Here is a 24032-nt window from a genome sequence, read left to right as displayed (position 1 = left end):
AGGCCGGCGGCGGCTCCCTCGGAGGCCGCCGGCGCCGCGCGACCCCTTCAGGCAGGCGCGCCAGGGAGCACTTCCGCTCCCCTCACGGCTGCTCCGTGTAGGCGTAGAGGCCGATGTAGGTCCCGACGAAGCCGCCGGCCTGCTGCGTGCTCAGGATCTTCCCGTCGACCTCTTCCAGGAGGCTGACCCACGCGCCGGGCTCACGCGCGTAGGAGAAGCTGTAGGCGGCGCCCTGCGCCTCGATCTTGAGGTGGATGGGCGTGCCTGCGGAGAGATCGAGCGGCGCCGAGGCGATCACCTGGGGTTCGCCGTTCGCGGTGCTCCCGGCCTTCTTCTCCAGCTGGACGACCGGCTTGCCGTCCGCCAGCGTGACGCCGAGGAAGTAATAGAAGTCGTCGTTCTGGAACGCGACGAGCCCCGCCGCGTCCCCGGGCGCTTCCGGCAGGTACTTCATGGCCGTGGAGGCGGAGGCCCAGCCGTGCTGCTGCCGCCGGCCGACGAACGACGGTTGCTCGCGCCGCCCGAGGTGGGCCGCGCGCGCCTTCAAGGTCAGCCACCCGGGCGAGGCGGTGAGATCGTGCCATTGCTCGACGGGCGTGCGGATGAAGTTCCAGGCCGGGGCGAGCTCGTCGCCGTCGAACTCATCCCGGTACGTGAAGTTGCCGCTGGTCGGGGTGGCCGGCGCCGGCTGCGGCGGCAGGGCTGGGGCGTCGTGCACGTAGGGCACCGTCTCCGTGCCCGCCGTGATGACCGGCCAGCCGTCGACCCACCGGACGGGCATCAGGAACGTCTCGCGGCCCGTGTTGTAGAGATCGCCCTCGTAGGGCCGGGTGCCCAGAAAGACGGACCACCAGTCGCCGTTCGGCAGCTGAACGAAGTCGGCGTGGCCGGTCGAGGTCACCGGGAAAGGCCGGTTGCGATCGAGGTGGCGTTGCGTGAGGATCGGATTGCCCGTGTAGGGCTCGTACGGGCCGGTCGCCGACGCGCTGCGGAACACCACCTCGGAGTGCTGATCGCCTGTGCCGCCCTCGGCGGCGATCAGGTAGTAGGTTCCATCCACCTTGAAGATGTGGGGGCCCTCGATCCAGATCGGCTTCTTCGAGATGTCGACGCCGCCGTCGACGATCACCGAGCGCGGGCCGACCATCTTCTGCGTCGCCACATCGAACTCCTGGATCCAGAGCGCTCGGTGGCCGTCGTAGAGCGACGCGCCAGCCGGCGGGCCGTTGTTGACGACATAGGCCTTGCCGTTGTCGTCGAAGAAGAAGGAGGGGTCGATCCCGTCGACGCTGTTGAGCCAGGTGGGGTCCGACCACGGCCCCGCCGGATCGGTGGCGGTCACGAAGAAGTTGCCGCCGCCGCCGACGAGCGTGGTGACCATGTAGAACACGCCGTCGTGGTGCCGGATCGACGGCGCGAAGATGCCCTCGGAGATCGCCTGGCTTTCGAGGTCGAGCTGCGAGGGGCGGTCGAGCACGTGCCCGAGCTGCGTCCAGTGGACGAGATCGCGGCTGTGGAAGATGGGGACGCCGGGGAAGTAGGAGAACGACGAGTTGACGAGGTAGTAGTCCTCCCCGACCCGGCAGAGGCTGGGATCAGGGTAGAACCCTGTCAGGATCGGGTTCGAGTACTCGCCTTCCCCCGCGGTGGACTCCTGATAGACCGGGTCCTTGCCCTCGTACTCGAACCAGCTGAACTGCGGGTTCTTGCTGGGGGGCATCGAGGTATCCGGGTCGGCGCCGCCGTCGCCGCCGGTACCGCCGTCGCCACCGGTGCCGCCGGTACCGCCGTCGCCCCCGGTGCCGCCGTCGCCGCCGGTGCCGCCGTCGCCGCCGGTGCCCGAGCCGGGGCCGGTGCCGCCATCGCCGCCGGCGCCGCCGCTGCCCGATCCGGGGCCTTGATCGCCGCTCGTACCCGGGGGTGCGTCCTCGCTGGAGCACGCGCTCGCGAGGAGCGCCAGCAGAACGAAGGTGACGCGCGCAACGCGCCGATGGGAGCGCCCCGCCAGCCGTGGGCCTCCATCGACGGACACCAGCTTGCCAGAGACCCCGGACGACCGGGCCTGACTCGGCTCGCTCTCACGACCAACCAGCGCGTCCCCGCGCCTCCATTCGCTTCCAGGAGGGGCACCGATCGCAGACAAGCTCTTCATGAAGAACACCTCGCTGGTCAGGCTGGACCCGACCACGTCAAGAACCTCGGCGAGCCTCGGGACTCGCCAGCAACGACCCAAGGTCGCCCGGAGAGTACTGAACCCTCCGCATGAGGAAAACCTATGAATACGCTCGAGCCTGGGTCGGGGTCGGCTGGCGGCCCGAGCAGCCGCCGATCGCCTCGCGAACGACCCGGGCCGGGGCGCGACTCGTCACTGGATGCCCGGGGGGATCGTGAGGCATGCTGCGTCGAGCTTCGATGAGCCCCTCCACGCAGCACGTCGCGATCACCCCCCTCGGTCCTGCCGAGGCGGCGACGGTCGCCTGGCTCCTGCGCGGCCAGCTCCATGTCACCGTCGTCGTGAAGGCGACGTTCGCGCTCGTCCCCGAGGGGCGCATGTCCCTCGCGAAGCCGGAGCCGATCGCGCCGGACGAGCAGCCGGATCCGTCGGGCCGCGGGCTTCGCACCGCGGGCGACCTCGCGCCGTACCGCGCGCAGTGTGACGTCGTGGTGACCGGCCACGCAGAGCTGCCGCCAGGCTTCTCGTCGCCGGAGGTCATGGTCCGGCTCACGGCGGTGCAGGGCGGCCAGGTCCGCATCGACAAGCAAGCGCAGCTCGACGGCTCGGCGCGCGTCGGCGCGGGTCGCTCCCACGTTCGCATCGAAGGCATGGGGCCGCTCTCGCGCGCGTCGCCGCCGCGCAGCCGGCTGCTCGGCGGCGTCGACGCGCGCCGCCTCGCGGGCCTCTGGCTCGACATCCCCGAGGGGCTCGACGCGAGCTACTTCCAGGCGGCGCCGGCCGATCAGCGCCTCGGCGCGCTGCGCGGCGACGAGTGGATCGTGCTCGGCGGCATGATCGCGCAGCGGCCGAAGCTCCGGACGCAGCTGCCGGAGGCGCGCGGCGCCGCGCGGCTCTACCGGAGGCAGGGCGCGGCGCCGCGGGCTGGAGAGCCGATCGCGCTCCGCGCCGACACCGTGCACGTCGATGTGGATCGGCGCTGCTGCTCCGTCGTGTGGCGTGGCCATCTGCCCGTGGAGGCCGCGGAGCTCGCGTCGCTGCGCGTGCTCGCGGGCGTGGAGCTCCCGGGGCAGCCGGTGGCGTGGGCCGATCCGTTCGGCGCCGGCGGCGCGTCCGCCGCGGGCGCCGCGCCGCCTGCGGCGGCGTCGCAGCGAGGCGACAGGGGCGGCGCGCTGGAGGGCACGAGCCACCTGAGCCTCGAGGAGGCGGCCAGGGTGGTCGCGGCCCCGGTGACGCCGTTCGACCCGTGGCGCGCGCCGGCCCGCGCGGCGCGCTCGAGCGCCGCGCCGCCGGCTGCGCCCGGTGCTGCTGCCGCGCATCGCTCCGAGGTGCCTGCGCCGCGCGCGCGCGAGAGCGACGCGCCGGCGGAGACGGCCCCGGTCGCGGGGGCTGCTCCGCGCGGGGAGAGCGCGCCTCGTGGTGAGGCTGCGCCTCGTGGCGAGACCGCGCCGCCCGGCGAGACCGCCGTGCTCGGGGGGACCAGCCAGCTCAGCCTCGCGGAGGTGGCCAGGGCGGCCGCCTCCGCCGCGACGCCGTTCGGGGCGCGCCGCGCGCCCTCCGAGCCTGCGCGCGCGGCTGCGCCTCGCCCCGCCGCGCCGGCGGCGTCGCAGCCGGCCGCCGCCCCGCGCGCGGCGGCGTCCTCGCCCGCGCGGCACGGCGCCCGCGAGCCGCTCGGGGAGACGAGCGCGCTCAGCGCCGAGGAGGCGGCGAAGGCCATCGCCTTCGCGGCGACGCCGTTCGACGCCGGGCGAGCGCCGGCCGCCGCCGCTGCCGCGCCCGCGCGCCGCCCCGCCCCCTCGAGCGCGCCTCCGGCCCCGCCCGCGCGGCTCGCGCCGGCGCCTCCCGCCGTTGCGCACGCCCAGGCGGCGCCGCCCCCCGCGCAGCCGCCCGGCATCGGCGATGCGCGCGGCCGGCCGGAGGGGCTCGGCGCGCAGTTCCTCGCGGCGATGGCCGACGCCGATCTGGCGTCCATCTAGCGAGACCGGAAATGGCGCGGCGGCGCCGTCCCGGCGCGCGGCTCGACCGGCGCGCCCGGGATCTTTCCAGCATCTCGCCGGCATCTCGCCGGCATCGAGGGCCGTCGTCCATTGCGGTCGAGCGGGCGTCGCACGTAGGATGGCATCCGGCTGAATGCTGCCCGCGGTCCGTCCGCGCATCCGCTCGGCTCACGTCTGCTCAAGGGAGAGTCCATGCACTTGTTTCAGGTCGACGGACTGGAGCACGAGCTCCGTGTGACGCGGTTCGAGGGGCGCGAGGGCATCTCCGAGCTCTTTCACTTCGATGTCCTCGTCGCCTCGCCGGAGAAGGACATCGCGTTCACGGACGTCGTGGGCAAGGCGGCGCTGCTCACCTTCCAGATCGGCGAGCAGCCCCGGTTCGTCCATGGCGTGGTCGCGAGCTTCGAGCAGGGCGAGGAGGGGAAGCGGCTCACGGCCTATCACGCCACGATCGTGCCCGACGTCGCGCGCCTCAAGCACCGCCGGAACAGCCGGATCTTCCAGGCGCTCACCGCCCCGGAGATCATCGAGAAGGTGCTTCGCGCGGCCGGGATCCCGAGCGAGGGCTACCGCTTCTTGCTGAGCGGGGTTTACCGCGCGCGGGAGTACTGCGTGCAGTACCGGGAGAGCGACTTCGCCTTCGTGTCGCGGCTGCTCGAGGAGGAGGGCATCTGTTACTACTTCGAGCACGACGAGGGCGGCCACGTGCTCGTGTTCGCCGACAGCCCCTCTGCGCACGGGCCGATCGCGGGAGAGAGCGCGGTCGTGTTCCGGCCGCAGCTCGGCGCGCTGTTCCAGGGCGAGCACGTCTCTCGTTTCCGGTACGTCGAGCGGGTGCGGTCGGGGAAGGTGACGCTGCGCGACTACAACTTCAAGAAGCCCGGCCTGTCGCTCGAGAGCAACGCCCAGGCGGACGCGGACGACGACCTCGAGGTCTACGATTATCCGGGCGACTACGACGCGCCCGGCGCGGGCTCGAGCCTCGCGAAGATCCGGCTCGAGCAGCTCCAGACCTCGCGCAGGACGGGCAGCGGCGAGAGCGTCTGCCCGCGCTTCGTCCCGGGTCAGACCTTCACGCTCGCCGAGCACGGCCGCGACGCCTTCAACCGCGAGTATCTGCTCGTCTCCGTGTACCATCACGGCCACGAGCCGGCGGTGGACGCCGTCACCGACAGCGACGTCCCGGCGTACGGGAACCGGTTTCAGGTCATCCCTTCCGACGTCCCTTACCGTCCGCCGTCGGTGACGCCGTGGCCGACGATCAAGGGGATCCAGACGGCGATCGTGGTCGGTCCTCCTGGCGAGGAGGTCTATACGGACGAGCATGGCCGCATCAAGGTCCAGTTCCACTGGGACCGGGAGGGCAAGAAGGACGCCCAGAGCTCGTGCTGGATCCGCGTGAGCCAGATCTGGGCCGGCGCCGCGTGGGGCGCGGTGTTTCTGCCGCGGATTGGCCACGAGGTGGTGGTCGATTTCCTCGAGGGCGATCCGGACCGGCCGCTCGTGGTGGGGAGCGTCTATCACGGCACCAACGTGCCGCCGTACGCGCTCCCTGCGGAGAAGACGAAGAGCACCATCAAGTCGAACAGCTCGACGGGGGGCGGCGGGTTCAACGAGCTCCGGTTCGAGGACAAGAAGGGCTCGGAGGAGATCTTCCTGCACGGCCAGAAGGACTGGAACATCGCGATCGAGCACGACAAGAAGCAGTGGATCGGGAACGACGAGATGCTCGAGGTCGCCCACGACCGGAGCAAGGTGGTGGGGAACGATCAGAGCGAGGAGATCGGCGGCCACAAGAGCATCGACGTCGCGAAGACCCACACCGAGACGATCGGCGAGGACGAGACCCTCTCGGTCGGGGGCGACAGGGCCGTGAGCGTGGGCGGGGATCACACGGAGTCGGTCTCGGGGAGCCAGTCGATCGACGTGGGCAAGAGCCAGAGCGCGTCGATCGGCGAGAACAAGAGCGAGTCCGTGGGGGGCTCGAGCTCGGAGAGCGTCTCCAAGGGCAAGTCGACGAGCGTGGACGAGGGCTACACCTTGACGGTGGGCAAGGACATGACGGTGACCATCGGGAAGAGCGCGAAGGAGGAGGTGAAGGAGAAGAAGACGATGATCATCGGCGAGAAGCTCGCGATCCAGTGCGGGGACGCCACGATCACGATCGAGAAGAACGGCAACGTCACCGTGCAGGGGAAGAAGATCACGGTGAAGGGCGAGGGCCCGGTCCGGGTGGAGGGGAAGAAGCTCGACGTGAAGAGCGAGGGGGCGGTGAACGTCGAGGCCTCGGGGAACGTGAAGATCAAGGGGAGCAACGTCGGGGTGAACTGAGGCGGGCAGGGGATCGCGGGCGCTTCGAGGCGAGCGGGAGCGGAGGAGCAGGGCGATGAGGGACGATGGGCGGGCGCCGGCGGCGGAGCAGGGCGGCGAGGTGATCCTGATCGAGGAGGAGGGCGGCGAGGCGGCGGCCTCTGGCGAGGCGGGGGTGGACGAGGCGGCGGGCGAGGCGGACGCGCTCGAGGGCGCGGAGGGGCTGCTCGAGCTCGTGGTCGCGGCGCACGAGGAGCGCGTCGCGGCGGAGGCCGCGAAGGCCGGGCCGATCGACGGGGTCGTGGTGGGGCGGATCGTGGGGTTCGGGCAGAACGGTGATCCGCTCGTCGAGGCGGCGGTCCTGGGGGGCGGCGCGGGTGGGGGCGTCCTCGCGCGGTCGATGACGGCGCTCGGGCCGGAGGACGAGGGGCGGGAGGTCGCGCTGCTGTTCGAGGGGGGGCGGCGCGACAGGCCGGTGGTGATGGGGCGGATGCACGCGGCGGGGGACGGCGCGGGCGCGGGCGCGGGCGCGGCGAGGCGCGACGGCGCGACGGCGACGGCGGATGGCGAGCGGCTGGTGCTCACCGCGGAGAAGGAGATCGTGCTCCAGTGCGGCAAGGCCAGCATCACGCTGACGCGGGCTGGCAAGATCCTGATTCGCGGCGCGTATTTGCTCACGCGGTCCTCCGGGGTGAACCGGATCCAGGGCGGCTCGGTGCAGATCAATTGATCTCGACGATAGAAGCCGAAGTCTTCGAGCAGCACGCCTCCGAGGCGGCGTTCCTGTGGTCGTACCGGGACGCGGCGGTGCTGGACCCGCTGTATGATCTCGAGAGCCTGGGTGAGCTCGACGAGCGCCTGGAGGCGCACGTCGACGGCCTCCGGCTCGCGGGCGACGCGGGGTGGGAGATCTGCCGGGCGGCCGTCGACGAGGAGGAGCCGGGGAGCGTGTTTGCGCCGATGGTGCTCGCGGTCGAGCGGCGGGATCTGAAGGGCATCGCCGAGGTGCTCGACGTGGGCGGGGCCGTGCCGGCGCTCGCGCGGGCGCTTGTGTCGGCGCTGGGCTGGGTGTCGTTCTCGAAGGTGCGGGCGATCCTACCGGGGCTTTTGTCGCACCGGGTCGGGCCGGAGCTCTATGCGATCGGGATCGCGGCGTGCGCGGTGCAGCGGCAGGATCCCGGGGCGGCGCTGGGATACGCGGTGGTGTCGAGCGATCTGCGCCTCAGGGCCAGGGCGCTGCGCGCGGTGGGCGAGCTCGGTCGGGCGGATCTGCTGGACGAGGTGCGGGGCGCGCTGGGCAGCGAGGACGAGGCGTGCCGCTTCGCGGCGGCGTGGTCTGGGGCGGTGCTCGGCGATACGGCGGCGCTGCGGGCGCTCGGGGCCGTCGCGGACGCCGGCGGGCGGTTCGCGGAGCGGGCGTGCGCGATGGCGATGCGGCGGATGGAGCCGGCGCTGGCGTCGACGTGGCTGCGCGCGATCGCCGGGGCGCCGCGGGGGGCGCGCGCGGCGCTCGCGGGGGCGGCGGCGCTGGGGGATCCGGCGCTGATGCCGTGGATCCTCGAGTGCATGGGGACGCCGGAGCTCGCGCGGATGGCGGGCGGGGCGTTCATGATGATCACCGGCGTGGGGCTCGAGGAGGCGAAGCTGCGGGGGGAGAGGCCGGCGGGGTTTCAGAGCGGGCCGAGCGACGATCCGGAGGACGAGGACGTCGCGATGGATCCGGACGAGAGCTTGCCGTGGCCGGACCGGGAGAAGATCGCGGCGTGGTGGGGGAGCCGGGGGAAGGAGCTGAAGCGGGGGACGCGGTACCTCCTGGGGAGGCCGATGGAGGTGGCGTGGCTCGAGGAGGTGCTGAAGCGGGGGAGCCAGCCGGCGAGGGCGGCGGCGGCGGTGGAGCTGGCGCTGCGGGGGGCGCGGCGGGGGGTGGTGGAGGTGAGGGGACCGGCGTGGGGGCGGGGCAGGGAGCTTTGAAATGACTCAAGGCGTTCGCTCGTCGCTCGACATCAAAGGTGCCGAGCGGAGACATATGGCCGTCCGTCGCTCCGCGTCTTGCGGTCTCCACGCAACTCTGAAATCCTCCTCATAGCGCGACATGTCCCACCCCGCCGTCGAGAACCGGACCGTCTTCGCGCTGGAGCTGCTGTTCCTCGCCGACGAGGACGGCCGTCCCCTGCTGGTTCCCCTGGTGCAGGCCACCTTCACCTTCGCGCCCGGGCGTGGCCTCTCTCCAGCCGGCGAGCAGGCCCCCGTGAACCTCTGCGGCGTGCTGTGGGGCAAGGACGCCGAGACATCGAGCTACCGCGTCGAGCCCGCCTTCGCCTTCGTCAAGCCCGCCACCGACGTCGTCTTGCTCGGCCACGCGTACGCTCGCCACACCACCGAGACCCAGGTCGTCTTCCGCGTCGGCCCCGTGGGCAAGGCCGTCCGCGTCGTCGGCGATCGTTTCTGGGTGCGCAGCGCCAGCGCCATCGCTGCCACGCGCGCGCTCCCCTTCGACCGGATGCCGCTCACCTACGAGCGCGCCTTCGGGGGCTGGGACCGCAGCGATCCCGATCCGTCGAAGCACTCGTTCGAGTCCCGGAACCCGGTCGGTGTCGGGTTTCGCGCTCCTCCCGGCCGATTCGAGGAAGGCGTGCAGCTCCCCAACCTGGAGGACCCCGCCGATCCCGTACTCCGCTGGGGCCAGGTGGTCACGCCCGCCGGCGTCGGATTCGTTTCGCCGAACTGGCAGCCGCGCGCGTCGTTCGCGGGGACGTATGACGACGCCTGGTCCAAGGCGCGGATGCCGCTCCTGCCACGCGATTTCGACAGGCGGTTCTTCAATGCCGCGTCACCTGGCCTCGTGGCGCCGGGGTACCTGCGCGGAGACGAGCAGGTCTGGGTGGAGGGCGCCTCGCGGCACGGAAAGCTGTCTTTCCGGCTGCCGGGCCTGCGGCCGCCGCGGTGCCGGGCATCGCTGGCCAGCCGGGAGGATGCGGAGATCGAGCTGAAGCTCGACACCGTGATCGTCGATACCGACGAGGATCGGGTGGTGATGCAGTACCGGGGACATGTGGCGTTGCGAGACGGGCCGCACGACGTGCGGGCGGTGGTGATCGAGGAGCTGGCGGCACCCGCGCGGTCGGCGGCGCCGTGGGCGGCTCAGTGGCGGGCCTGACAGGCGGCCGACGCGAGGGAGACGGCGATGAGCGTGACGGTGGGCGTGAACATGATGTCGGTGATCCACAAGGACAGCGGCGGTGTGACCCCGTGCTTCCCCGACGTCTGCAAGACCCCGAGCCCGGGCGGGCCGATCCCGATCCCGTACCCGAACATCGCACAGGCGAGCGACGCCGCGAAGGGAACGAAGAAGGTGAAGTGTGACGGCAACCCGGTCTGCGTGGCGGACTCCAACTTCAGCACCAGCGTGGGCGACGAGGCCGGAACGGCCGGCGGGGGGGTGGCGTCGAACAAGACGAAGGGGAAGGCGGAGTTCGTCAATTACTCGTTTGACGTGAAGTTCGAGGGGAAGGGCGTGGCGCGGGCGTTTGATCTGATGCTGCACAACGACAAGAACACGCCACCATTCCCCGTGATGCAGGGGCCAGTGGTGGTGATCGAGATGCCGGGACAGGCGCCGGAGCGGCTGTGCGCGGTCTGCGAAGAGAAGATATGAGGACGCGCTCCAGCGCACGAAGAGGCGACTGATCGCCCGACGATGGAGGGGCCGCGTGGATCTGGCAATCACCTCGGTCGGTCTCATCTGCTCCGTCGGACACGACGCGGTGACGGGCGCGGCGGCGATCCGCGCGGGGTTGTCACGGACGACCCCGCTGGCTCACTTCGAGGTGCTCGACCCGGAGACCCACGAGTCGCTTCCGCTGACCGGCCACGCCGTGGAGGGGGTCTCGGACGGCTTCTCCGGCGTGGGGCGCTGGACACGGATGGCGGCGCGGGCGGTCCTCGATCTCGTCCGGTCCGGAAACCTACCTGTGCTCGACGACGCCTCGGCCTGGAGCCGCACCGTGGTGGCGCTGGTCACGCCAGCGCTCGATTCAGAGCGCTTCGCCTATGTGGAGCAGTGCCATCCGGATCGCATCGCCCGGTCTTACGTCGAGCCGCTCCTGAGCAGCCTGGGAGGGGCGATCCCTGCCTCGCGGGCCTCGGTGATCCCGGCAGGGCACGCGGGCGTCGCCCAGGTGATTGCCGACGTTTCGCGCCTGATGCCGCACCCCCTGGAGCGGATACTCCTCATCGCGGCGGACTCCTGGCTCGACGCCGTGTCGCTCGACTGGGCCGCGTCGTCGGGGCGACTGAAGGGACGGGAGCGGCCGGTCGGTTTCACCCCGGGGGAAGCCGCGGCCGCCATCCTGATCGAGCGCCGCAAGAACGCCGGCGCGAGCGTGGCGGGACGGGGCGTGACGATCGCCGGGGCGTGCTGGAGCGGCGCGATCGCCGAAGAGATCGACGACGTGAGTCAGGCGCGCGCGCTGGCCGACGTCGCAGCGTCGGCCCTGGGCCGCGCGGGGGCGGAGCTTCCGTTCGCGGGTGACCTCGTCGTCGATCTCAATGGAGAGCCCTGGCGAGCACGCCAGTTCGCGCTCGCGCTCGGGCGCCTCCAGCCGGCGCACCTCGGCCGCTACCGTCTCATGACCCCCGCGGCCTCGGTGGGCGAGACCGGCGCAGCGAGCGGCGCGCTGGCGCTGGTCTGCGCCGCGCGGGCGAGCCTGCGCGGCTACAACAGCGGGCGCGACATCCTCATCCTGTCGAGCTCCGAGGACGGTGACGTCGGCGCCATCGTCGTTCGTGGGTGAACACCATGTCGAAGCATGAATTCTACGAGAAGTTCGAGAAGCTGCATAGCTCCGTGGCGAGTTACGAAGGTGGCGCGTGCCTCCGGGGGCACAGCGGATTTTACCAGGAGAAGGACAGCTGCTCCTACCGCTGGCAAGGGCTGGCAAAGGCGAAGCTGGAGCCAGGCAAGGATGTCTACGACTCGCATCCGAACCCGAAGTGCCACCTCGACGGCTCGGGTTATGGCTGGGCATCCGTGCAAGCCGTGACGCAGGGCCGCGCGGGCGTGGTGGAGGCCACGTACGCGAAGAAGACCTACAAGACGAAGAAAGGCAAGGACATCGAGAAGCAGAAGATCCTCGCCAAGAACTTCACCAACGGGTTCGCTCCATACCCGAATCAGGTTCATCACATCCTCCCGACCGCGGCGCTCCGGGAGAGCATCCTCGAGGTCTCGAAGCCGGCGCCGAGCGTCGCCGAGACGATCGGTAAGGGGCTCCTCGGCGAGAAGTACAACATCAACCACATGGATAACATGATCATCCTCCCCGTTCGGGGGCGTGAAGCGAGGAAGATCGGTCTCCCAACCCACTGCGGAAGCCACCCCGGATACAGCGCGCAGATCAAGGATCGTGTGACCGCGGCGCTGAGACCGTACCAGCGGATCGCGGAGCAGGTGGCGAACAATCGCAAGCACGACAGCCCGAAGCCTGGCAATCTCAAGGATGCGCTCGAGCTGATCTCCGACGTCATGTACATCGAGTTCATCACGGTTGCGATCAGCGCGAAGGAGGCGGGCGTCGATCCTGGATCGGTAGACGAGCTGCCTTCGTCCGTCTTCCAGAGCCTCGACTTTTAGGAGGGGGATCGATGAAGCGGTTCTTGCTCGATACGCTGGCCGACCGGGGACAGGGTGAATTTTGCTTCATGAGCGCCGATCCCGAGGGGATCGGCGCGTCGACCTATAGGCTCGCCTTGGGAGAGCCGCTGCGCGAGATGGTCGAAGGCGACGTCACGCTGACCTGGGCCTTCGGGGCTGACTACCAAGGAATCAAGCTCTCCTCGTTCCTGGGCAACACCGGAAGATTCCTCGCCGTGCACCGCGACGTGAGCGATCTCGTCAAGCGCTACCGATGTGACGATCTGGAGGTCGTGCCCTTCGTGCTGCGCGATCATCGCAAGCGCGAGAAGAGCAGCGACTATGTCTTCCTGAACCCAGTCGGGGCGGTGGACTGCATGAACATGGCGCTGTCGGTCGTGCGGCGGGCGCGCAGTGGCGACGTCCTCGACGTCCCGAAGATGGTGCTCGATCCGGCCAAGCTGGTCGGCGCCCCGGACCTCTTCCGTATCAGGGAGGTCCCCAGTAGGTATCTGTTCAGCGGCGATCTAGTCGACGCTATACGCGCAGCCGGCTTCACCAACTTCGTGTTTCGCGAGCTCGCGATGGGATGAGGATCGAGGAGAGTACGTCTTGAGCTCTGCATACCTCGACGCATACATCGACAACGCCGGCACCCGAATCGCCAGGTGGGTCCCGCTGCTGGCCTCGGGGAGCCTGGGTTGGAGCGACGTGCAACGGCTCTGCGGAGCTTTCCGGCAGCGCGCAGTCTGCACGCTGCTCCTCGGCGGGACGGTCCGGGGTTTCCAACAGGATCTGATGAAGAGCGGCGCGGCCTTCGCGCATCACTTGAGGAGCGTGCCCGAGGCAGTGAAGATCACCAGTCAGGCCAAGCCCTTCTTCGACGCCATCGGGGCGGGCGCCTGGTCCTGCGCGGCGGACATCGCCAGCCACAGCCGGATGAGCCCGGACCCTGACCGGGAATACGTAGAGGACTTCCTCTATGTCCAGCTCCTGATGAAGCACTTCTTTCTGGGGGCGAGCGCTGCCGAGTGCGAAGCGATCCTGGCGAGGTGCGAGGCCGCCCTGCAGGGCGCGGATCGTACGCGGGTGGATCTCTGCGCGGCGCTCCTCGCCGGGGACGCCGCGCGGTTCGACGTCTTCCTGCGCGCTCTCCTGGATCGGCGGGCAGATCTCGTGGAGCAGGCGATCGCGCGTGGCGCCATGCCGGAGGAGGCGTGGTCATGGCTCCGGTATTTCTCGAGCGAGGGGCTGGCCCTGCTACGCCTAGCGTCGATCAAGAACATGAAGATCGGCGAGACGTATAGGCATGTGCCGGACATCACCTACCAGGCAGCCCCGATCCCGTACGAGCCAGACGCGTGGCGGTTCGTGGAGGAGGCACCGACGTGAGCGGCGTCGTCCAGCTCAGGGGCGCGACGTGGCGGATCTCGAGCGTCTGTCGTTCGGCGGGGCTCGTGCTCGATGGATCCGCGATGAACAGGTCGCGACGCCCAGCCGCTTTCCTCAACGCACCACCCGCAGCGCCCCGCCGCGGCTGCCGACGACGATCGGTATCTGCATCGTGCTCTCCTCCGCGTCCGCCGGCGTCTGCAGCAGCGGCTCCCCGCCGGGCCGCCGCAGCTCGCAGAGCCTCCCCCCCGCGCACGGCGCGAGCTCCACGTCCTCGCGCTCGAAGTCCGTCACGAACCCCCGCGGCGCATACTCGTCCTGCAGCACACCGCGCAGGCTCGCCCGGATCGCCCCCGCGTCGTCGTCGTAAGCCGCCGCGTACGCCTGCACCTTCGGCTCCATCTCGGCCACGAGCCCGTCCACGTCGCCCGCGCGCGCGAGGTCGCGCAACCGGATCGCGTAGTCGCGCAGCGCCTCCTCGCCCGGCAGCGGCTCGCCCGCGGTCAGCTCGGCCGTGAAGTCCGGCCCCGCGGCGTCGAACGCGAAGCGAAACGCCTGCGGAGCCGGAAGCTCCTCGCCGCGCTCGCCCGCGGCCTCCAGCCGGCGGGCGAGCTCGCGCATCACCTCGATCTCGACCACCACCGGCCCCTCGCCCGGCGCCACCGCGTCGCCCTTGCCGTAGACGCGCACCGCACCCTCGAGCTCCACGCCCCGGAAATCGCCGGGGGAGCCGTCGTCGCGCGGCAGCGGAGAGACCTCCACGTCGAGCCGGTTCGCGCCCGCGACGAGGTACAGGTTGATCGGCGGAGCGAACCACTCGGGCTGCTCCCCCTCGGCCGTGAGCTCCACGACGGGCACGTCGTTCAGCCGCACGCGCACCCGGCATCGCTCCGCCTTCGTCTCGAGGTGATAGATGGGAAAGCTCATCGTTAGTTAGAATAACTTATCGTTCGAACGGCCCTCTACCGCGTCGCGCCCTGTCCCCCGCGTCCCGGCGGGCTCAGCCGGTGAGCTTCCGGAGCGGGCTCGCGCCGTCGTCCAGGTGCTTCTGGAGGCTGCGGCCGTCGATCGTGCCGTCGAGGTACGCCTTGAACCGATCCGCCTCGATCCAGTCGCGCCCCCAGCGGTCGCCGAGCGCGTCGAGATCCTGGCGGACGGCGTTCGCGAGCGCGTCGACCATCTCGGGCGTGCGGTGGAACGCGCTGTCGCGCTCGATGCGCGCCGCGAGCGCGCCGGCGACCTCGTCGACCGTCCACGCCTTGTCCGCGACGAACGCGCTCCCGGACGGCGTGAAGACGCGGATATCCCAGCTGTTCGAGAGCACCTTGGCCAGCACCGCCTTGATCGCGTTGCGGCTCATGAACGGCGGCTTGTACTCCTTCGGGCTGGGCCACTCGACGTGGAGCCGCTCGCTCTTCGGGACCAGCGTGCCCTTCCACTTCTTGGTGCCGCCGATGCCCCACATCCCGACCGAGCCCGTCGCGGTGCACTCGATGCCCGTCCACACGAACCCGCCGTCGATGCTGACGATCTGCGAGCGGTTCGGCTGGTTGATACCGAGCGTCAGATCGACCTCGAGCGCGGTCTCCATCTTCGCGTTGAACTTGAAGAAATAGCCCGCCTCCGCGCGCGCGCCGAGGGCGCCGCCGATGCTGCCCTTGCCCTGCAGCGCGGCCCCCGGCGCGCCGTCGGGCTTGTACCGGGTGCCGCTCACCTCGACCCCGAGCGAGCCCGAGACCTGGCCGAAGACCTGGAGCTTGAAGCTGTAGGCGCTGACGCCCACGCCGATCTCGAATGTGATGCTGAAGATGTCGAGCGCTGCCTTGACGTCGATATAGCGGAAGACGCGGTGATCCTCCCACTCCTGCCAGTGCCACTCGGCCGCGAGCCCGCCTTGCATCACCTGGATCTCGAGATCGACGTACCAGCCGACCTGCGGCGCGTAGCTCTTGATCGTCTTGATGATGTCGAGCCCCTCCTTGATGAACTCGAGCAGGCTCCCGACGATCTTCGCGGCGTCGATCGACAGCGCCCCGCCGTCGCGGCTCAGCACGATCGCGTCGGCGAGCTTCGTGCCCGTCTCGGACTCGGGCTTGTGCTCCTGGGTCGTCTTCCCGCCGGTGGTGGTCGCGGTGTGCGACGACTTGCTCGAGGCGATCTTCAAGGTCGACGGCTTCCAGCCCTCCGCGCTGACCTCGAGCTTCTCCTTGACCGTCTTCTTCTTGGTCATCGAGAGCTTCGACAGCGAGTCTCCCTCGATGGACTGCGACGACGCGGTGTACTTGTAACCCGCCTTGAAGCTCTCCAGCGGAGGGAACTTGAGCTCCAGCTTGAACTGCCGCGGATTGTAGACCTCGACGCTGACCGGCCGCGGGCCCGCCCCGAACGTGTACGACGTCTTCTCGTTCAGCGCCCGCCAGAAGGGGGGGAAGGGGAAGCGCAGCTCGTTCAGGTCGCCGAGGTACGCGACCTCGGCCTTGTACCCCGTGTACCCCGCACTTGCGCCGGACTGGCTCGCCTTGGCCTCCGGGTGCCCGGGCGTGGTGAGCGCGAGCGAGGGGGGCATGCTGCCGAGGTAGTCGTCGCGCCAGTGGACGGTGACCGTGTCCTTGGTCTTGCCCTTGTCGGGGACGACCTGGATGAGCGTGCCGCGCTCGAAGAACGGTCGGGAGCCGGCCGCGTGGTGCTTGCACTCGATCTTCCAGTCGCGGATCTTGGCCTCGGCCTCCTTCGGCTTCGGCTCGGGCGGCTTCTCCTCCTTGGCCGCCTGGCTCGCGCCGTTCTGCGCCGGGAGCGAGTCGAGGCGCGCGATCTCGCGCGAGAGCTCGCGCCGGCGGACGAGCACCATCGTGCCCAGCGAGAGGCGCCGCGTGACCAGCAGGCAGAGCTGGTGATCGTCGGGCGGGAAGGCGAGCTCCAGCGCGTCGTCCTCGAGCGCGCGCAGCAGCCGGTGGCGGTTCGACGGATCGTCGAGCAGGAGCCGCACATGCCGTTCGATCGCGTCGGGATCGGTCACGGCGATGCCGTCGCCGGGGTCGGTCATGCCGAGCGTCGAGCGCAGCTCCAGCGGCTCGTGGAAGGAAGCGAGGAACATGCGGCTCAAGGGTTCACCTGGGCGGGGCGCGACGCGGCCATCGGACAGGAGAGCGAGGGGCGCTTTTCCTGTCAAGCAGAACCCGCGAGACCAGGGGCGGGCCGGTCTCGCGTCTCGTTCGCGTCTCGTTCGCGTCTCGCTCGCGTCTCGTGCGTCTCGTGCGCGTGTTGAGCGCGTCTCGAGCCGTGCGGCGCGTGTCGCGAGCGCGTCCGCTGCGCCTTTCCTTCTCGAACCCGATCGGTGTACTACCGCGGTCGCCGTCCCTTTCGCCGTCGCGACCCGTGGTGAGACCACGGCAGCCCAACAGGTGCCCATGCGCAAGATCGTCGTCCACGAGCCCGGCAGCCACGACAAGCTCCGCGTCGAGGAGCACCCGGACCCGAGCCCCGGGCGCGGCGAGGTGCTCGTCGACGTGCGGGCGGCGGGCGTCAACTACGCGGATTGCGTCGTCCGCATGGGCCTTTACGAGTCGGCGAAGAAGTACGTCGGCTGGCCCATCACGCCCGGCTTCGAGGTCGCGGGCACCGTCGCCGCGCTCGGCGATGGCGTCTCGGATCTCGCGCCGGGGGCGCCCGTCGTCGGCGTGGTCCGCTTCGGCGGCTACGCGTCGCGCGTCGTGGTCCCGCGCCACCAGGTCTTCCCGCTGCCGTCGCGGCTCACGCCGGAGCAGGCCGCGGGCTTCCCGGCGGTGTTCATGACGGCGTACTACGCGCTGTTCGAGCTGGTGCGGCTGCGGCCGGGCATGGTCTTGCTTGTGCACTCGGCCGCCGGCGGCGTGGGCAGCGCGCTGGTGCAGCTCGGCAAGATCGCCGGCTGCCGCGTGGTCGGCGTGGTGGGCGCGGCGCACAAGGTCGAGCCGGCGCGGCGCCTCGGCGCCGACGCGGTGATCGACAAGAGCAGCGAGCCGCTCTGGGCGGCGGCGGAGCGGCACGCGCCCGAGGGCTACGACGTGGTCCTCGACGCGAACGGGGTCGAGACGCTGCGGCAGAGCTACCGGCACCTGGCGTCGGCGGGGAAGCTCGTCGTGTACGGCTTCCACACGATGCTGCCGCGGCAGGGCGGCCGCCCGAATTACCCGAAGCTCGCGGTCGACTTCCTCCGTATGCCGCGCTTCAACCCGCTCGATCTCTGCAACGACAACAAGAGCGTGCTGGCGTTCAACCTCTCGTACCTGTTCCACAAGGCGGAGATCCTGCGCGAGGCGATGGACCGGCTCGCGGGCTGGGTGGAGGAGGGGCGCATCGCGGCGCCGCCGGTGGCGACGTTCCCGCTGGAGCGGGCCGCGGACGCGCACCGGGCGATCGAGTCGGGCAAGACGGTGGGCAAGCTGGTGCTGACGATGTAGCCGGCGGCTGTCGAGAGGCTCCGGGGAGAATTGATTTGAAATTCAACCTGGAGGCTGTCGAGAGGCTCCGGGGAGAATTGATTTTCAACCCGGAGGGTGTCGAGAGCCTCCGGGAGAATTGAAATTCAACCCGGAGGCTGTCGAGAGGCTCCGGGGAGAATTGATTTTCAACCCGCGGGGTGCCGGCAGCCGCGAGCTGAATCGAACCTCAGCTGGACCGCCGCGGCGGACGGCGGACAAACTTGCCGGCTTTTTCTCGCGCCGGCGGATCTCTCGAAGCTGCCGGCTCCGAGCAGGACAAGAACAAGAAAACGACGGCGTCCCTGGTCGATTTCCGTGACCCGATCGGGGTCGCGCTCCCGATTGATCTCGTCGACGGGACAGAAGCACGCCGCGCGACGGATCGCCGCTCTCGCGGCGCGCTCCGTCCCGTTGACCCTGGTCCATCGTCCGCCCGCGCCGCGCGCGCGGCGAGGCGGCGGCTCGGGTCGAGCTCAACCGACAGCCTCCCTGTTCGAGGAGATTCCAGGAGGAGAGATATGCCTGCTGCGATGAAGACGAAGAAGCGCTCCCTGACCGCCGTGGCCTCCGGGGAGCCGCCGTACGCCCCGCCCATCTACACGCCGCTGGCCGGGAAGAAGGCGCTCGAGGCGCTCGCCCCGGCGCTCGACGGCCTCGCCGAGGCCGAGCTCGTCACGGTGAGGATGGATGTCGAGGCGGCCACGTATGCGGCCCTCGGCGTCGTCGGCTTCGTGTCCTCGCCCGACGTGCGGGCGCGCTTCGCCCGGCTGCCCCGGGAGGAGTTCGACCTCTCGCACCTCGACGAGCTCGAGCTCGCGTGCTTCGCCGCGCTCCACGCGCTCGCCGAGGCGCGGGCCGCCGGCGCGCTCGCGACGGACGCGCGGCTGCCGATCGCGCTCGTCACCGAGGCGATGGAGGTCGAGGCGCGGATGCAGGCCCTGTGCGAGTACCAGCTCGGCGACGATCCCGCGATCAAGCCGGAGCTCGACCGCCTCCGGCCGGGCACGGGGCACCGCGATCTCGCGAACGATCTGCTTGGCTACGCGCGGATCTACGAGCTCTGCGCCGACGTGGTGAAGGCGGACAGCAAGCTCTACCGGGCCGGCGACGCGGCGCGCGCGCGGGAGCTGGCCGGCGCGATGATCCAGAAGCTTTCGACGGCGCTGACGCCGAAGGCCCGCGAGGCCTACGACCGCTACGTGCGGGTCTGGACGCTGCTCTGCCAGCGCTACGACGAGGTGCGGGCGGCAGGGCTGTGGCTGTGGCGGAAGAACGCGCGCGCGCAGGAGCGGTTCCCGTCGCTGTTCGCAGCGGGCCGGCCGAACGTGGGCCGGTCGCGGAAGGAGGCGCCGAGGGGCGGCGAGGGGGACGACGGCGGGGAGAGCGGCGAGAGCGGCGGCGGGGAGGAGCCGGGGGGGACGGCGGGCCCGGAGGAGGTGAGCGAGCGCCCCGCCTGAGCCGGAGCGAGCGCGCCGCCCTGCATGCATTCCACCTGCGGGCAGGGCGGCGGTGGAGCGTCTCCGGGCTCGCGCCTGCAGCGCCTCGTCATCCAGACGGAGGTTCACCCGTCTTGCGCCTTGGCCTTTGCGGCTTCAAGCGCAGCCACATCGGCGAGATCCTGCGGTCTTCCTGCCGCGCGCTTGTTGCGCAGCAGATCGGCGAGGCCGAGGAACGGGCAGAGGAGGTCCGGCGCGATGGCGACCTCGATGCGGTTGGACCACGCCTCATCGAATCGGAGCCCACTCGTGTGGGTGAGCACATCGATGCGCTGCGGAGGAATGCCGATCTGCAAACCTACGCCCGGCGTCTCGAGGTCGCTCTCGACGAGACCCTGGAGAGGCGCGCCGAAGGCCCTGAGAGCCGTCATGACACGCGGCGCATTGTCTTTGGTCGCATCCACCCAGACGTCGAGATCCTTCGTCGCCCGCGGGCGGCCATGGAGCGCGACCGCGTACCCGCCGACGATGAGGAAGCGCGCCTCAGCCGCGGATAACTCTTACAATAGATCGCGAAAGTCCGGGCTCAGCGGGGGGAGCATCGGGGTGGGCAAGGGCATGCATCTCCTGGCTCAGCGCCCACGCGGCGAGGACGCGATCGGCCGGCGACATCCGCGCCCAGAAGCGGGCGTCTGCGTCGGCTTCGCCTTCCGGATCGTTCCGGAAAATCCGCGTTTGCCAACCTGCCCGCGCGAGCCGCCGTGCCTGGGCGTCATCCATGCCCCGAGCGTACCTCACGCGCGCACAGCGTGCGAAGAGCTCGCGGCGGGCCGGCCGAACGTGGGCCGGTCGCAGAAGGAGGCGCCGCGGGGCGGCGAGGGGGACGAGGGCGGGGAGAGCGGCGGGAGCGGCGGCGGGGAGGAGCCGGGGAGGACGGCGGGCCCGGAGGAGGTGAGCGAGCGTCCCGCCTGAGCCGGACCGAACGCGCCGCCCTGCATGCATTCCACCTGCGGGCAGGGCGGCGGTGAAGCGCTTCGGCTTCCGGCCCGCGACGAGCTAACCCCATAGGGAGCCGCTTGAGCAACGTTACGGGCGGACGATGCGGATCGATGCCTCCCCCACCACGACGAACGCGCCGGCCAGCTCGGCAGCATGCTGTGCCAGGAGGCGCTGCAAGGCGGCGATCTTGCTGGCGCTGCGCTCGTCTGCGAGCCGAAGCAAGACCACGCCGCGATGCGGCTGGCGGGAGCGGAACACGCGCTCCCCGAAGTCCGTGTCGTTGGTGATCAGGATCCGGTTCTCACGGACAGCCATTGCAAGCACGCTGGCGTCGTCCAGGCCGCGGGCGCCTTCGTAAACCGAGAAGACGTCGTGCTGCTGGTCGCGCAGCCAGCTCGCTACGCGCGGTCCGGTGCACTCATCGACGAGGAACCGCACTCAGATCGCTTCCCGCACGCTCGGCAGGAACGACGTCTGCTCCAGGGAGCGGCTGGCAAAGAGCAGGCAGGCCTGGATGTCTTCGCGGGTCAGGCCCTCGTACTCCTCGAGGATCTCGTCCACGGTGGCACCGTGGGCGAGCAAACCCAAGAGGAACGGTACTGTGAGGCGAGTGCCGCGCACCACTGGCTTTCCGTCCATGATCTCGGCCTGGGCGGTGATGCGTTCGAGCAGGCTCTGGTCCGTCATGGTCTCCTCGACAGCTTCAGCATAGCAGGAGCGGGCGCCATCGAGCTGCCGCGGGAGCTCCGGAGCTCATCCCGATGCCTCGCCGGCGATCCCCGCCCGCTCCGTCGCGCTCGCGCCGCCCTGCGCGCCCTCCCGCTCCGCCCGCAGCGCCTCGGCGAACCGCTTCCGCGCCTCCGCCCCGCGCCGCTTCGCGGTCCGCTCCGAGCAGCCGAGCGCCGCGCCGATCGCCTGCCAGGTCCGCTCCTCGACGTGGTGGAGCACGAGGACCCGCCGCTCCTCGTCTTTGAGCCCCGACAGCGCGGCCTCCGCCGCGCGGATCGCGCGGCCGTACGTGGCGCGGAGCCGCTCGCCCTCCTCGCCCGGCGCCCGCAGCGCGCGGCCGGCCAGGCCGAGCACCGCGGCGGCGGCGACCTCGTCGGCCATCCCGTCGACCTGCGCGCTGGTCTCGGCGTCGCCGTCGGCGAGGACGTCGCTCGCGTCGTGCACCGCCTCGGCGGCGTCGTACGCGTCGTCGCGGGCGGCGCGCCAGTGCTTCGACTCCTGCCTCAGCGCGTCCGAGAGCGCGCCGTCGATGCGCCGCCATGCGTAGGCCGGGAAGGGGACGCCGCGGGCGGGGTCGTAGCCGAGCGCGGCCTCGTGCAGCGCCTGGAACGCGGCCGAGCGGAGGTCGTCGGCCACGTAGCGCGCCCGCGTGCGCCGGAGGAAGTGGTCGCAGAGCTGCTCGGCGAGGGGCACGGCCTGCGCGACGAGCGCCTGCTGGTCGGGGCTCAGCGGCCTCGCCGCCCGGTCGCCGTGGCTCATCGGGGGCGCCCTCGCCCGCCCCCTCGGACGGCGCTCGCCTTCTCCGCGAGCCGCAGCGCCGCCTCGGCCAGCGCCGTGGGGTCGCGCCTGTCGACCTCGCCGCTCGACGCGGGCGGCGCGCGCGGGCGGAGCCGGTCGACGAGCGGGGCGGCGACCGGGTGCGTCGCGAGGAACCGCGCGGTCAGCGCGCGCAGCGCTTCGAGATCCTCCGCGGGCAGGAGATCGGCGTAGGGGGCGACGGCGCGCGCGACGCGGGCCTCGAGGATCGGATCGCCGTCGTCGTCGGGTTCGGGGCGCGGGCTCGACATGAGACAGGTGCCTCGCGCCGCTCGCCGGCGCTGCGTGCGCCGGCCGGAGGCGCGATTTCTTCCCTCGAAGCTACCGTTCCCGGCGGAGGTCAACAAGGATAGAGAAGCGAGATGGCCGGGGCGTTGCGGCGTGGCGTGCTGCGAGGTGGGGTGTCGCGGGGTGGCGAGCGCCGATGATCTGCCCGCCCCCGGGGCGCTCTTCCAGGGGCGCTTCCTGATCGAGTGCCTCCTCGGGCGCGGCGGGATGGGCGAGGTCTGGGCCGCGCTCGACACGGCGCTGGAGCGGCCGGTCGCGATCAAGATCATCCACCGCGGGCTCGCGGGGGAGGCGCGCTACGCGGAGCGCTTCCTGCGGGAGACGAGGCTCGCCGCGCGGGTCGCGCACCCGAACCTCGTGCGGCTGTACGACGCCGGCAGGGCGGCGGACGGGCGGCTCTTCATGGTGATGGAGCGCGTCTCCGGCGTCCCGCTGCGGCGGATGCTCGCCGGCGGCGCGCGGCTCGATCCGGTGCGCGCGCTCCACTACGCCATCCAGATCGCGGACGCGCTCTCGACGGCGCACGAGGCCGAGCTCGTGCACCGCGACGTGAAGCCCGAGAACATCCTGGTGAGCGACGGCGTGCGCGCGCGGCTGCTCGACTTCGGCGTGGCGAAGGACGCGCGCGTCTCCGGGCTGACGCGGCAGGGGACCGTGGTCGGGACGTCACGTTACATGGCGCCCGAGCAGATCGCCGGGCGCGCCGTGGACGGGCGCGCGGACCTGTATGCGCTCGGCGTGGTGATCTACGAGATGCTGGCGGGCGCGCACCCGTATGCGGTGCTCGACGAGGCGTCGGGGATCGGGGAGACCGAGATCCTGGCTGCGCACGTGCACCTCGCGGCGACGCCCTTGCCGGAGGTGCTGCCGTCGTGCCCGGAGGCGCTGTGGCGGGCGGTGGCCGCGTGCCTCGCGAAGCGGCCGGAGGAGCGGTTCGCGCGGGCGGCGGAGCTCGCGGCGGCGCTGCGCGAGGTGGCGCGGGCGGTGGTGCCGGCGGAGCGGGCGCTGGAAGACGCGAGCGCGCGGCAGCTGCTGAGCGAGGCGGGGGACGCGGCGCGGGCGCGGGCGATCCGCGAGCGCGGGGGGACGGGTCGGGGGGAGGAAGGGGCGAAGGCGGAGCAGCGGGTGGCGCTGCCGGTGGGAGGCGCGGTGGCGGGAGGCGCGGCGGCGGGCGCGGATGCGCGGAGCAGGCTGGCGATGGCGCAGCGGTTCAGGGTGGAGCCGGCGTGGGGGCTGGGCGGGGCGAGCGCGGGGAAGGGGACCGGAACCGGGGGCGATGCGGCCGGGGAGCGGCCGCGTTCGCCGGCGCTGCCGGCGGAGGGCGGGGCAGCGGGCGTCGAGACGGCGGGGCAGGGAGCCGGGGCGGCGGCGGCGGCGGCGGGCGAGGCGGGGAAGAGCCCGCTGGCGAGCACCGAGCGGTGGGAAGGGGCCGCTGCGGCTGGGCCAGGGGAGGGCACGCTGGCGAGCACGGAGCGGTGGGAAGGGGCCGCCGCGGCTGGGCCTGGGGAGGGCACGCCGGCGAGCACGGAGAAGTGGCACGGGGCGGCCGCGATCATGGCGGGCGCGGCAGCAGGCGAGCGATTGGCGAGGACGGAGCCCTGGAAGGAGGCGAGGGGTGGCGCTGGCGCGATGACAGCGCGCGCGATGTCTTCGCGGAAGCGCTGGGGGATCGTCGTTGTCGGGGTGCTGGTGCTCTGTCTGGTGGCGCTTCTCGCCGTCGCCGTGATTGGAACCGTGAGGGGGTGAGGCGCCGTCGGGATCAGCCGACGGCTTCTCCGGCCAGCCGCAGCACGCTGACGC

22 protein-coding genes are annotated in these 24032 nt (G+C 71.3%); 13 read left to right on the top strand and 9 right to left on the bottom strand.

The genetic code is table 11. From position 1 onward, the window contains the following. Nucleotides 1-82 precede the first annotated feature (82 nt). Nucleotides 83-2032, bottom strand: coding sequence for a glycoside hydrolase family 43 protein (locus tag WME98_RS02120; RefSeq protein ID WP_437949733.1), 1950 nt, complete (start codon nucleotides 2030-2032; stop codon nucleotides 83-85). A gap of 380 nt (nucleotides 2033-2412) precedes the next feature. Here WME98_RS02120 and WME98_RS02115 point away from each other — a divergent pair, with 380 nt between their 5' ends. The 10 genes from WME98_RS02115 to WME98_RS02070 all read left to right on the top strand — a co-directional run bounded on the left by WME98_RS02115 (nucleotide 2413) and on the right by WME98_RS02070 (nucleotide 13504). Next, a complete protein-coding gene (locus WME98_RS02115; protein ID WP_437949732.1) occupies nucleotides 2413-4149 on the top strand; it encodes a DUF2169 domain-containing protein in 1737 nt (578 codons plus the stop codon). Nucleotides 4150-4362: 213 nt separating this feature from the next. Further along, nucleotides 4363-6501 (top strand): type VI secretion system Vgr family protein, encoded by a 2139-nt coding sequence (locus WME98_RS02110; RefSeq protein WP_437949731.1) that lies wholly within the window; start codon nucleotides 4363-4365, stop codon nucleotides 6499-6501. Nucleotides 6502-6715: 214 nt separating this feature from the next. Beyond that, nucleotides 6716-7210 carry a DUF6484 domain-containing protein gene (locus tag WME98_RS02105; RefSeq protein ID WP_437953949.1) on the top strand — a complete coding sequence of 165 codons (495 nt, stop codon included), beginning with the start codon at nucleotides 6716-6718 and terminating at the stop codon, nucleotides 7208-7210. Then, nucleotides 7207-8451 (top strand): TIGR02270 family protein, encoded by a 1245-nt coding sequence (locus WME98_RS02100; protein WP_437949730.1) that lies wholly within the window; start codon nucleotides 7207-7209, stop codon nucleotides 8449-8451. Before WME98_RS02105 ends, WME98_RS02100 begins: the two co-directional genes overlap by 4 nt. A gap of 121 nt (nucleotides 8452-8572) precedes the next feature. Further along, a complete protein-coding gene (locus WME98_RS02095; protein WP_437949729.1) occupies nucleotides 8573-9637 on the top strand; it encodes a DUF2169 family type VI secretion system accessory protein in 1065 nt (354 codons plus the stop codon). Between the two features lie 27 nt (nucleotides 9638-9664). Continuing rightward, on the top strand, nucleotides 9665-10135 hold the full coding sequence (locus tag WME98_RS02090; RefSeq protein WP_437949728.1) for a DUF4150 domain-containing protein: 471 nt from the start codon (nucleotides 9665-9667) through the stop codon (nucleotides 10133-10135). 55 nt (nucleotides 10136-10190) lie between these two features. Then, entirely contained in the window at nucleotides 10191-11273 is a 1083-nt protein-coding gene (locus WME98_RS02085) for a hypothetical protein (protein ID WP_437949727.1), read from the top strand. Between the two features lie 5 nt (nucleotides 11274-11278). Then, nucleotides 11279-12112 (top strand): AHH domain-containing protein, encoded by an 834-nt coding sequence (locus tag WME98_RS02080; RefSeq protein WP_437949726.1) that lies wholly within the window; start codon nucleotides 11279-11281, stop codon nucleotides 12110-12112. An 11-nt stretch (nucleotides 12113-12123) separates the two neighbouring features. Beyond that, on the top strand, nucleotides 12124-12705 hold the full coding sequence (locus tag WME98_RS02075; protein WP_437949725.1) for an imm11 family protein: 582 nt from the start codon (nucleotides 12124-12126) through the stop codon (nucleotides 12703-12705). Nucleotides 12706-12724: 19 nt separating this feature from the next. Continuing rightward, nucleotides 12725-13504: a hypothetical protein gene (locus tag WME98_RS02070; protein ID WP_437949724.1), complete on the top strand. Its 780-nt coding sequence runs from the start codon at nucleotides 12725-12727 to the stop codon at nucleotides 13502-13504. Between the two features lie 114 nt (nucleotides 13505-13618). Here the strand turns inward: WME98_RS02070 and WME98_RS02065 are convergent, their stop codons facing one another. Together WME98_RS02065 and WME98_RS02060 are read right to left on the bottom strand one after the other, a co-directional pair. Beyond that, nucleotides 13619-14431 carry a hypothetical protein gene (locus WME98_RS02065; RefSeq protein WP_437949723.1) on the bottom strand — a complete coding sequence of 271 codons (813 nt, stop codon included), beginning with the start codon at nucleotides 14429-14431 and terminating at the stop codon, nucleotides 13619-13621. Nucleotides 14432-14504: 73 nt separating this feature from the next. After that, the gene (locus WME98_RS02060; RefSeq protein ID WP_437949722.1) at nucleotides 14505-16598 is read right to left on the bottom strand and encodes a hypothetical protein; all 2094 of its coding nucleotides are present in this window, start codon (nucleotides 16596-16598) and stop codon (nucleotides 14505-14507) included. Between the two features lie 313 nt (nucleotides 16599-16911). On the opposite strand from WME98_RS02060, the gene WME98_RS02055 reads away from it, so the two are divergent. Beyond that, entirely contained in the window at nucleotides 16912-17943 is a 1032-nt protein-coding gene (locus tag WME98_RS02055; RefSeq protein ID WP_437949721.1) for a synaptic vesicle VAT-1 family membrane protein, read from the top strand. Nucleotides 17944-18482: 539 nt separating this feature from the next. Beyond that, nucleotides 18483-19421, top strand: coding sequence for a hypothetical protein (locus WME98_RS02050; RefSeq protein WP_437949720.1), 939 nt, complete (start codon nucleotides 18483-18485; stop codon nucleotides 19419-19421). A gap of 104 nt (nucleotides 19422-19525) precedes the next feature. On the opposite strand, the gene WME98_RS02045 is transcribed toward WME98_RS02050, so the two are convergent. From WME98_RS02045 to WME98_RS02020, 6 genes are all read right to left on the bottom strand, one after another. After that, on the bottom strand, nucleotides 19526-19930 hold the full coding sequence (locus WME98_RS02045) for a hypothetical protein (protein WP_437953948.1): 405 nt from the start codon (nucleotides 19928-19930) through the stop codon (nucleotides 19526-19528). Between the two features lie 13 nt (nucleotides 19931-19943). Beyond that, nucleotides 19944-20180, bottom strand: coding sequence for a hypothetical protein (locus WME98_RS02040; RefSeq protein WP_437949719.1), 237 nt, complete (start codon nucleotides 20178-20180; stop codon nucleotides 19944-19946). Nucleotides 20181-20486: 306 nt separating this feature from the next. Then, nucleotides 20487-20837, bottom strand: a complete 351-nt coding sequence (locus WME98_RS02035) for a DUF5615 family PIN-like protein (protein ID WP_437949718.1) — start codon at nucleotides 20835-20837, stop codon at nucleotides 20487-20489. After that, entirely contained in the window at nucleotides 20838-21086 is a 249-nt protein-coding gene (locus tag WME98_RS02030; protein WP_044988931.1) for a DUF433 domain-containing protein, read from the bottom strand. It lies immediately after the preceding gene. A gap of 66 nt (nucleotides 21087-21152) precedes the next feature. After that, complete coding sequence (locus WME98_RS02025; RefSeq protein ID WP_437949717.1) at nucleotides 21153-21887, bottom strand: sigma-70 family RNA polymerase sigma factor; 735 nt, start codon at nucleotides 21885-21887, stop codon at nucleotides 21153-21155. Beyond that, entirely contained in the window at nucleotides 21884-22195 is a 312-nt protein-coding gene (locus WME98_RS02020) for a hypothetical protein (protein WP_437949716.1), read from the bottom strand. The genes WME98_RS02025 and WME98_RS02020 overlap by 4 nt, the downstream gene beginning before the upstream one ends. Nucleotides 22196-22355: 160 nt before the next feature. Here WME98_RS02020 and WME98_RS02015 point away from each other — a divergent pair, with 160 nt between their 5' ends. Further along, nucleotides 22356-23978: a serine/threonine-protein kinase gene (locus tag WME98_RS02015; RefSeq protein ID WP_437949715.1), complete on the top strand. Its 1623-nt coding sequence runs from the start codon at nucleotides 22356-22358 to the stop codon at nucleotides 23976-23978. Nucleotides 23979-24032 lie beyond the last annotated feature (54 nt).

The organism is Sorangium sp. So ce296 (assembly GCF_051529605.1).
Taxonomy (GTDB): domain Bacteria; phylum Myxococcota_A; class Polyangia; order Polyangiales; family Polyangiaceae; genus Sorangium; species Sorangium cellulosum_D.
This window is presented reverse-complemented; position numbering and strand designations above follow the sequence as displayed.

Excerpts from the sequence above, each read along its gene's own strand:
- WME98_RS02050 (WP_437949720.1), top strand. The coding sequence starts at position 18,483 with ATGCCTGCTGCGATGAAGACGAAGAAGCGCTCCCTGACCGCCGTGGCC.
- WME98_RS02075 (WP_437949725.1), top strand. The coding sequence starts at position 12,124 with ATGAAGCGGTTCTTGCTCGATACGCTGGCCGACCGGGGACAGGGTGAA.
- WME98_RS02040 (WP_437949719.1), bottom strand. The coding sequence starts at position 20,180 with ATGGATGACGCCCAGGCACGGCGGCTCGCGCGGGCAGGTTGGCAAACG.
- WME98_RS02115 (WP_437949732.1), top strand. The coding sequence starts at position 2,413 with ATGAGCCCCTCCACGCAGCACGTCGCGATCACCCCCCTCGGTCCTGCC.
- WME98_RS02080 (WP_437949726.1), top strand. The coding sequence starts at position 11,279 with ATGTCGAAGCATGAATTCTACGAGAAGTTCGAGAAGCTGCATAGCTCC.
- WME98_RS02095 (WP_437949729.1), top strand. The coding sequence starts at position 8,573 with ATGTCCCACCCCGCCGTCGAGAACCGGACCGTCTTCGCGCTGGAGCTG.
- WME98_RS02110 (WP_437949731.1), top strand. The coding sequence starts at position 4,363 with ATGCACTTGTTTCAGGTCGACGGACTGGAGCACGAGCTCCGTGTGACG.
- WME98_RS02090 (WP_437949728.1), top strand. The coding sequence starts at position 9,665 with ATGAGCGTGACGGTGGGCGTGAACATGATGTCGGTGATCCACAAGGAC.
- WME98_RS02025 (WP_437949717.1), bottom strand. The coding sequence starts at position 21,887 with ATGAGCCACGGCGACCGGGCGGCGAGGCCGCTGAGCCCCGACCAGCAG.
- WME98_RS02020 (WP_437949716.1), bottom strand. The coding sequence starts at position 22,195 with ATGTCGAGCCCGCGCCCCGAACCCGACGACGACGGCGATCCGATCCTC.
- WME98_RS02060 (WP_437949722.1), bottom strand. The coding sequence starts at position 16,598 with ATGTTCCTCGCTTCCTTCCACGAGCCGCTGGAGCTGCGCTCGACGCTC.
- WME98_RS02055 (WP_437949721.1), top strand. The coding sequence starts at position 16,912 with ATGCGCAAGATCGTCGTCCACGAGCCCGGCAGCCACGACAAGCTCCGC.
- WME98_RS02030 (WP_044988931.1), bottom strand. The coding sequence starts at position 21,086 with ATGACGGACCAGAGCCTGCTCGAACGCATCACCGCCCAGGCCGAGATC.
- WME98_RS02065 (WP_437949723.1), bottom strand. The coding sequence starts at position 14,431 with ATGAGCTTTCCCATCTATCACCTCGAGACGAAGGCGGAGCGATGCCGG.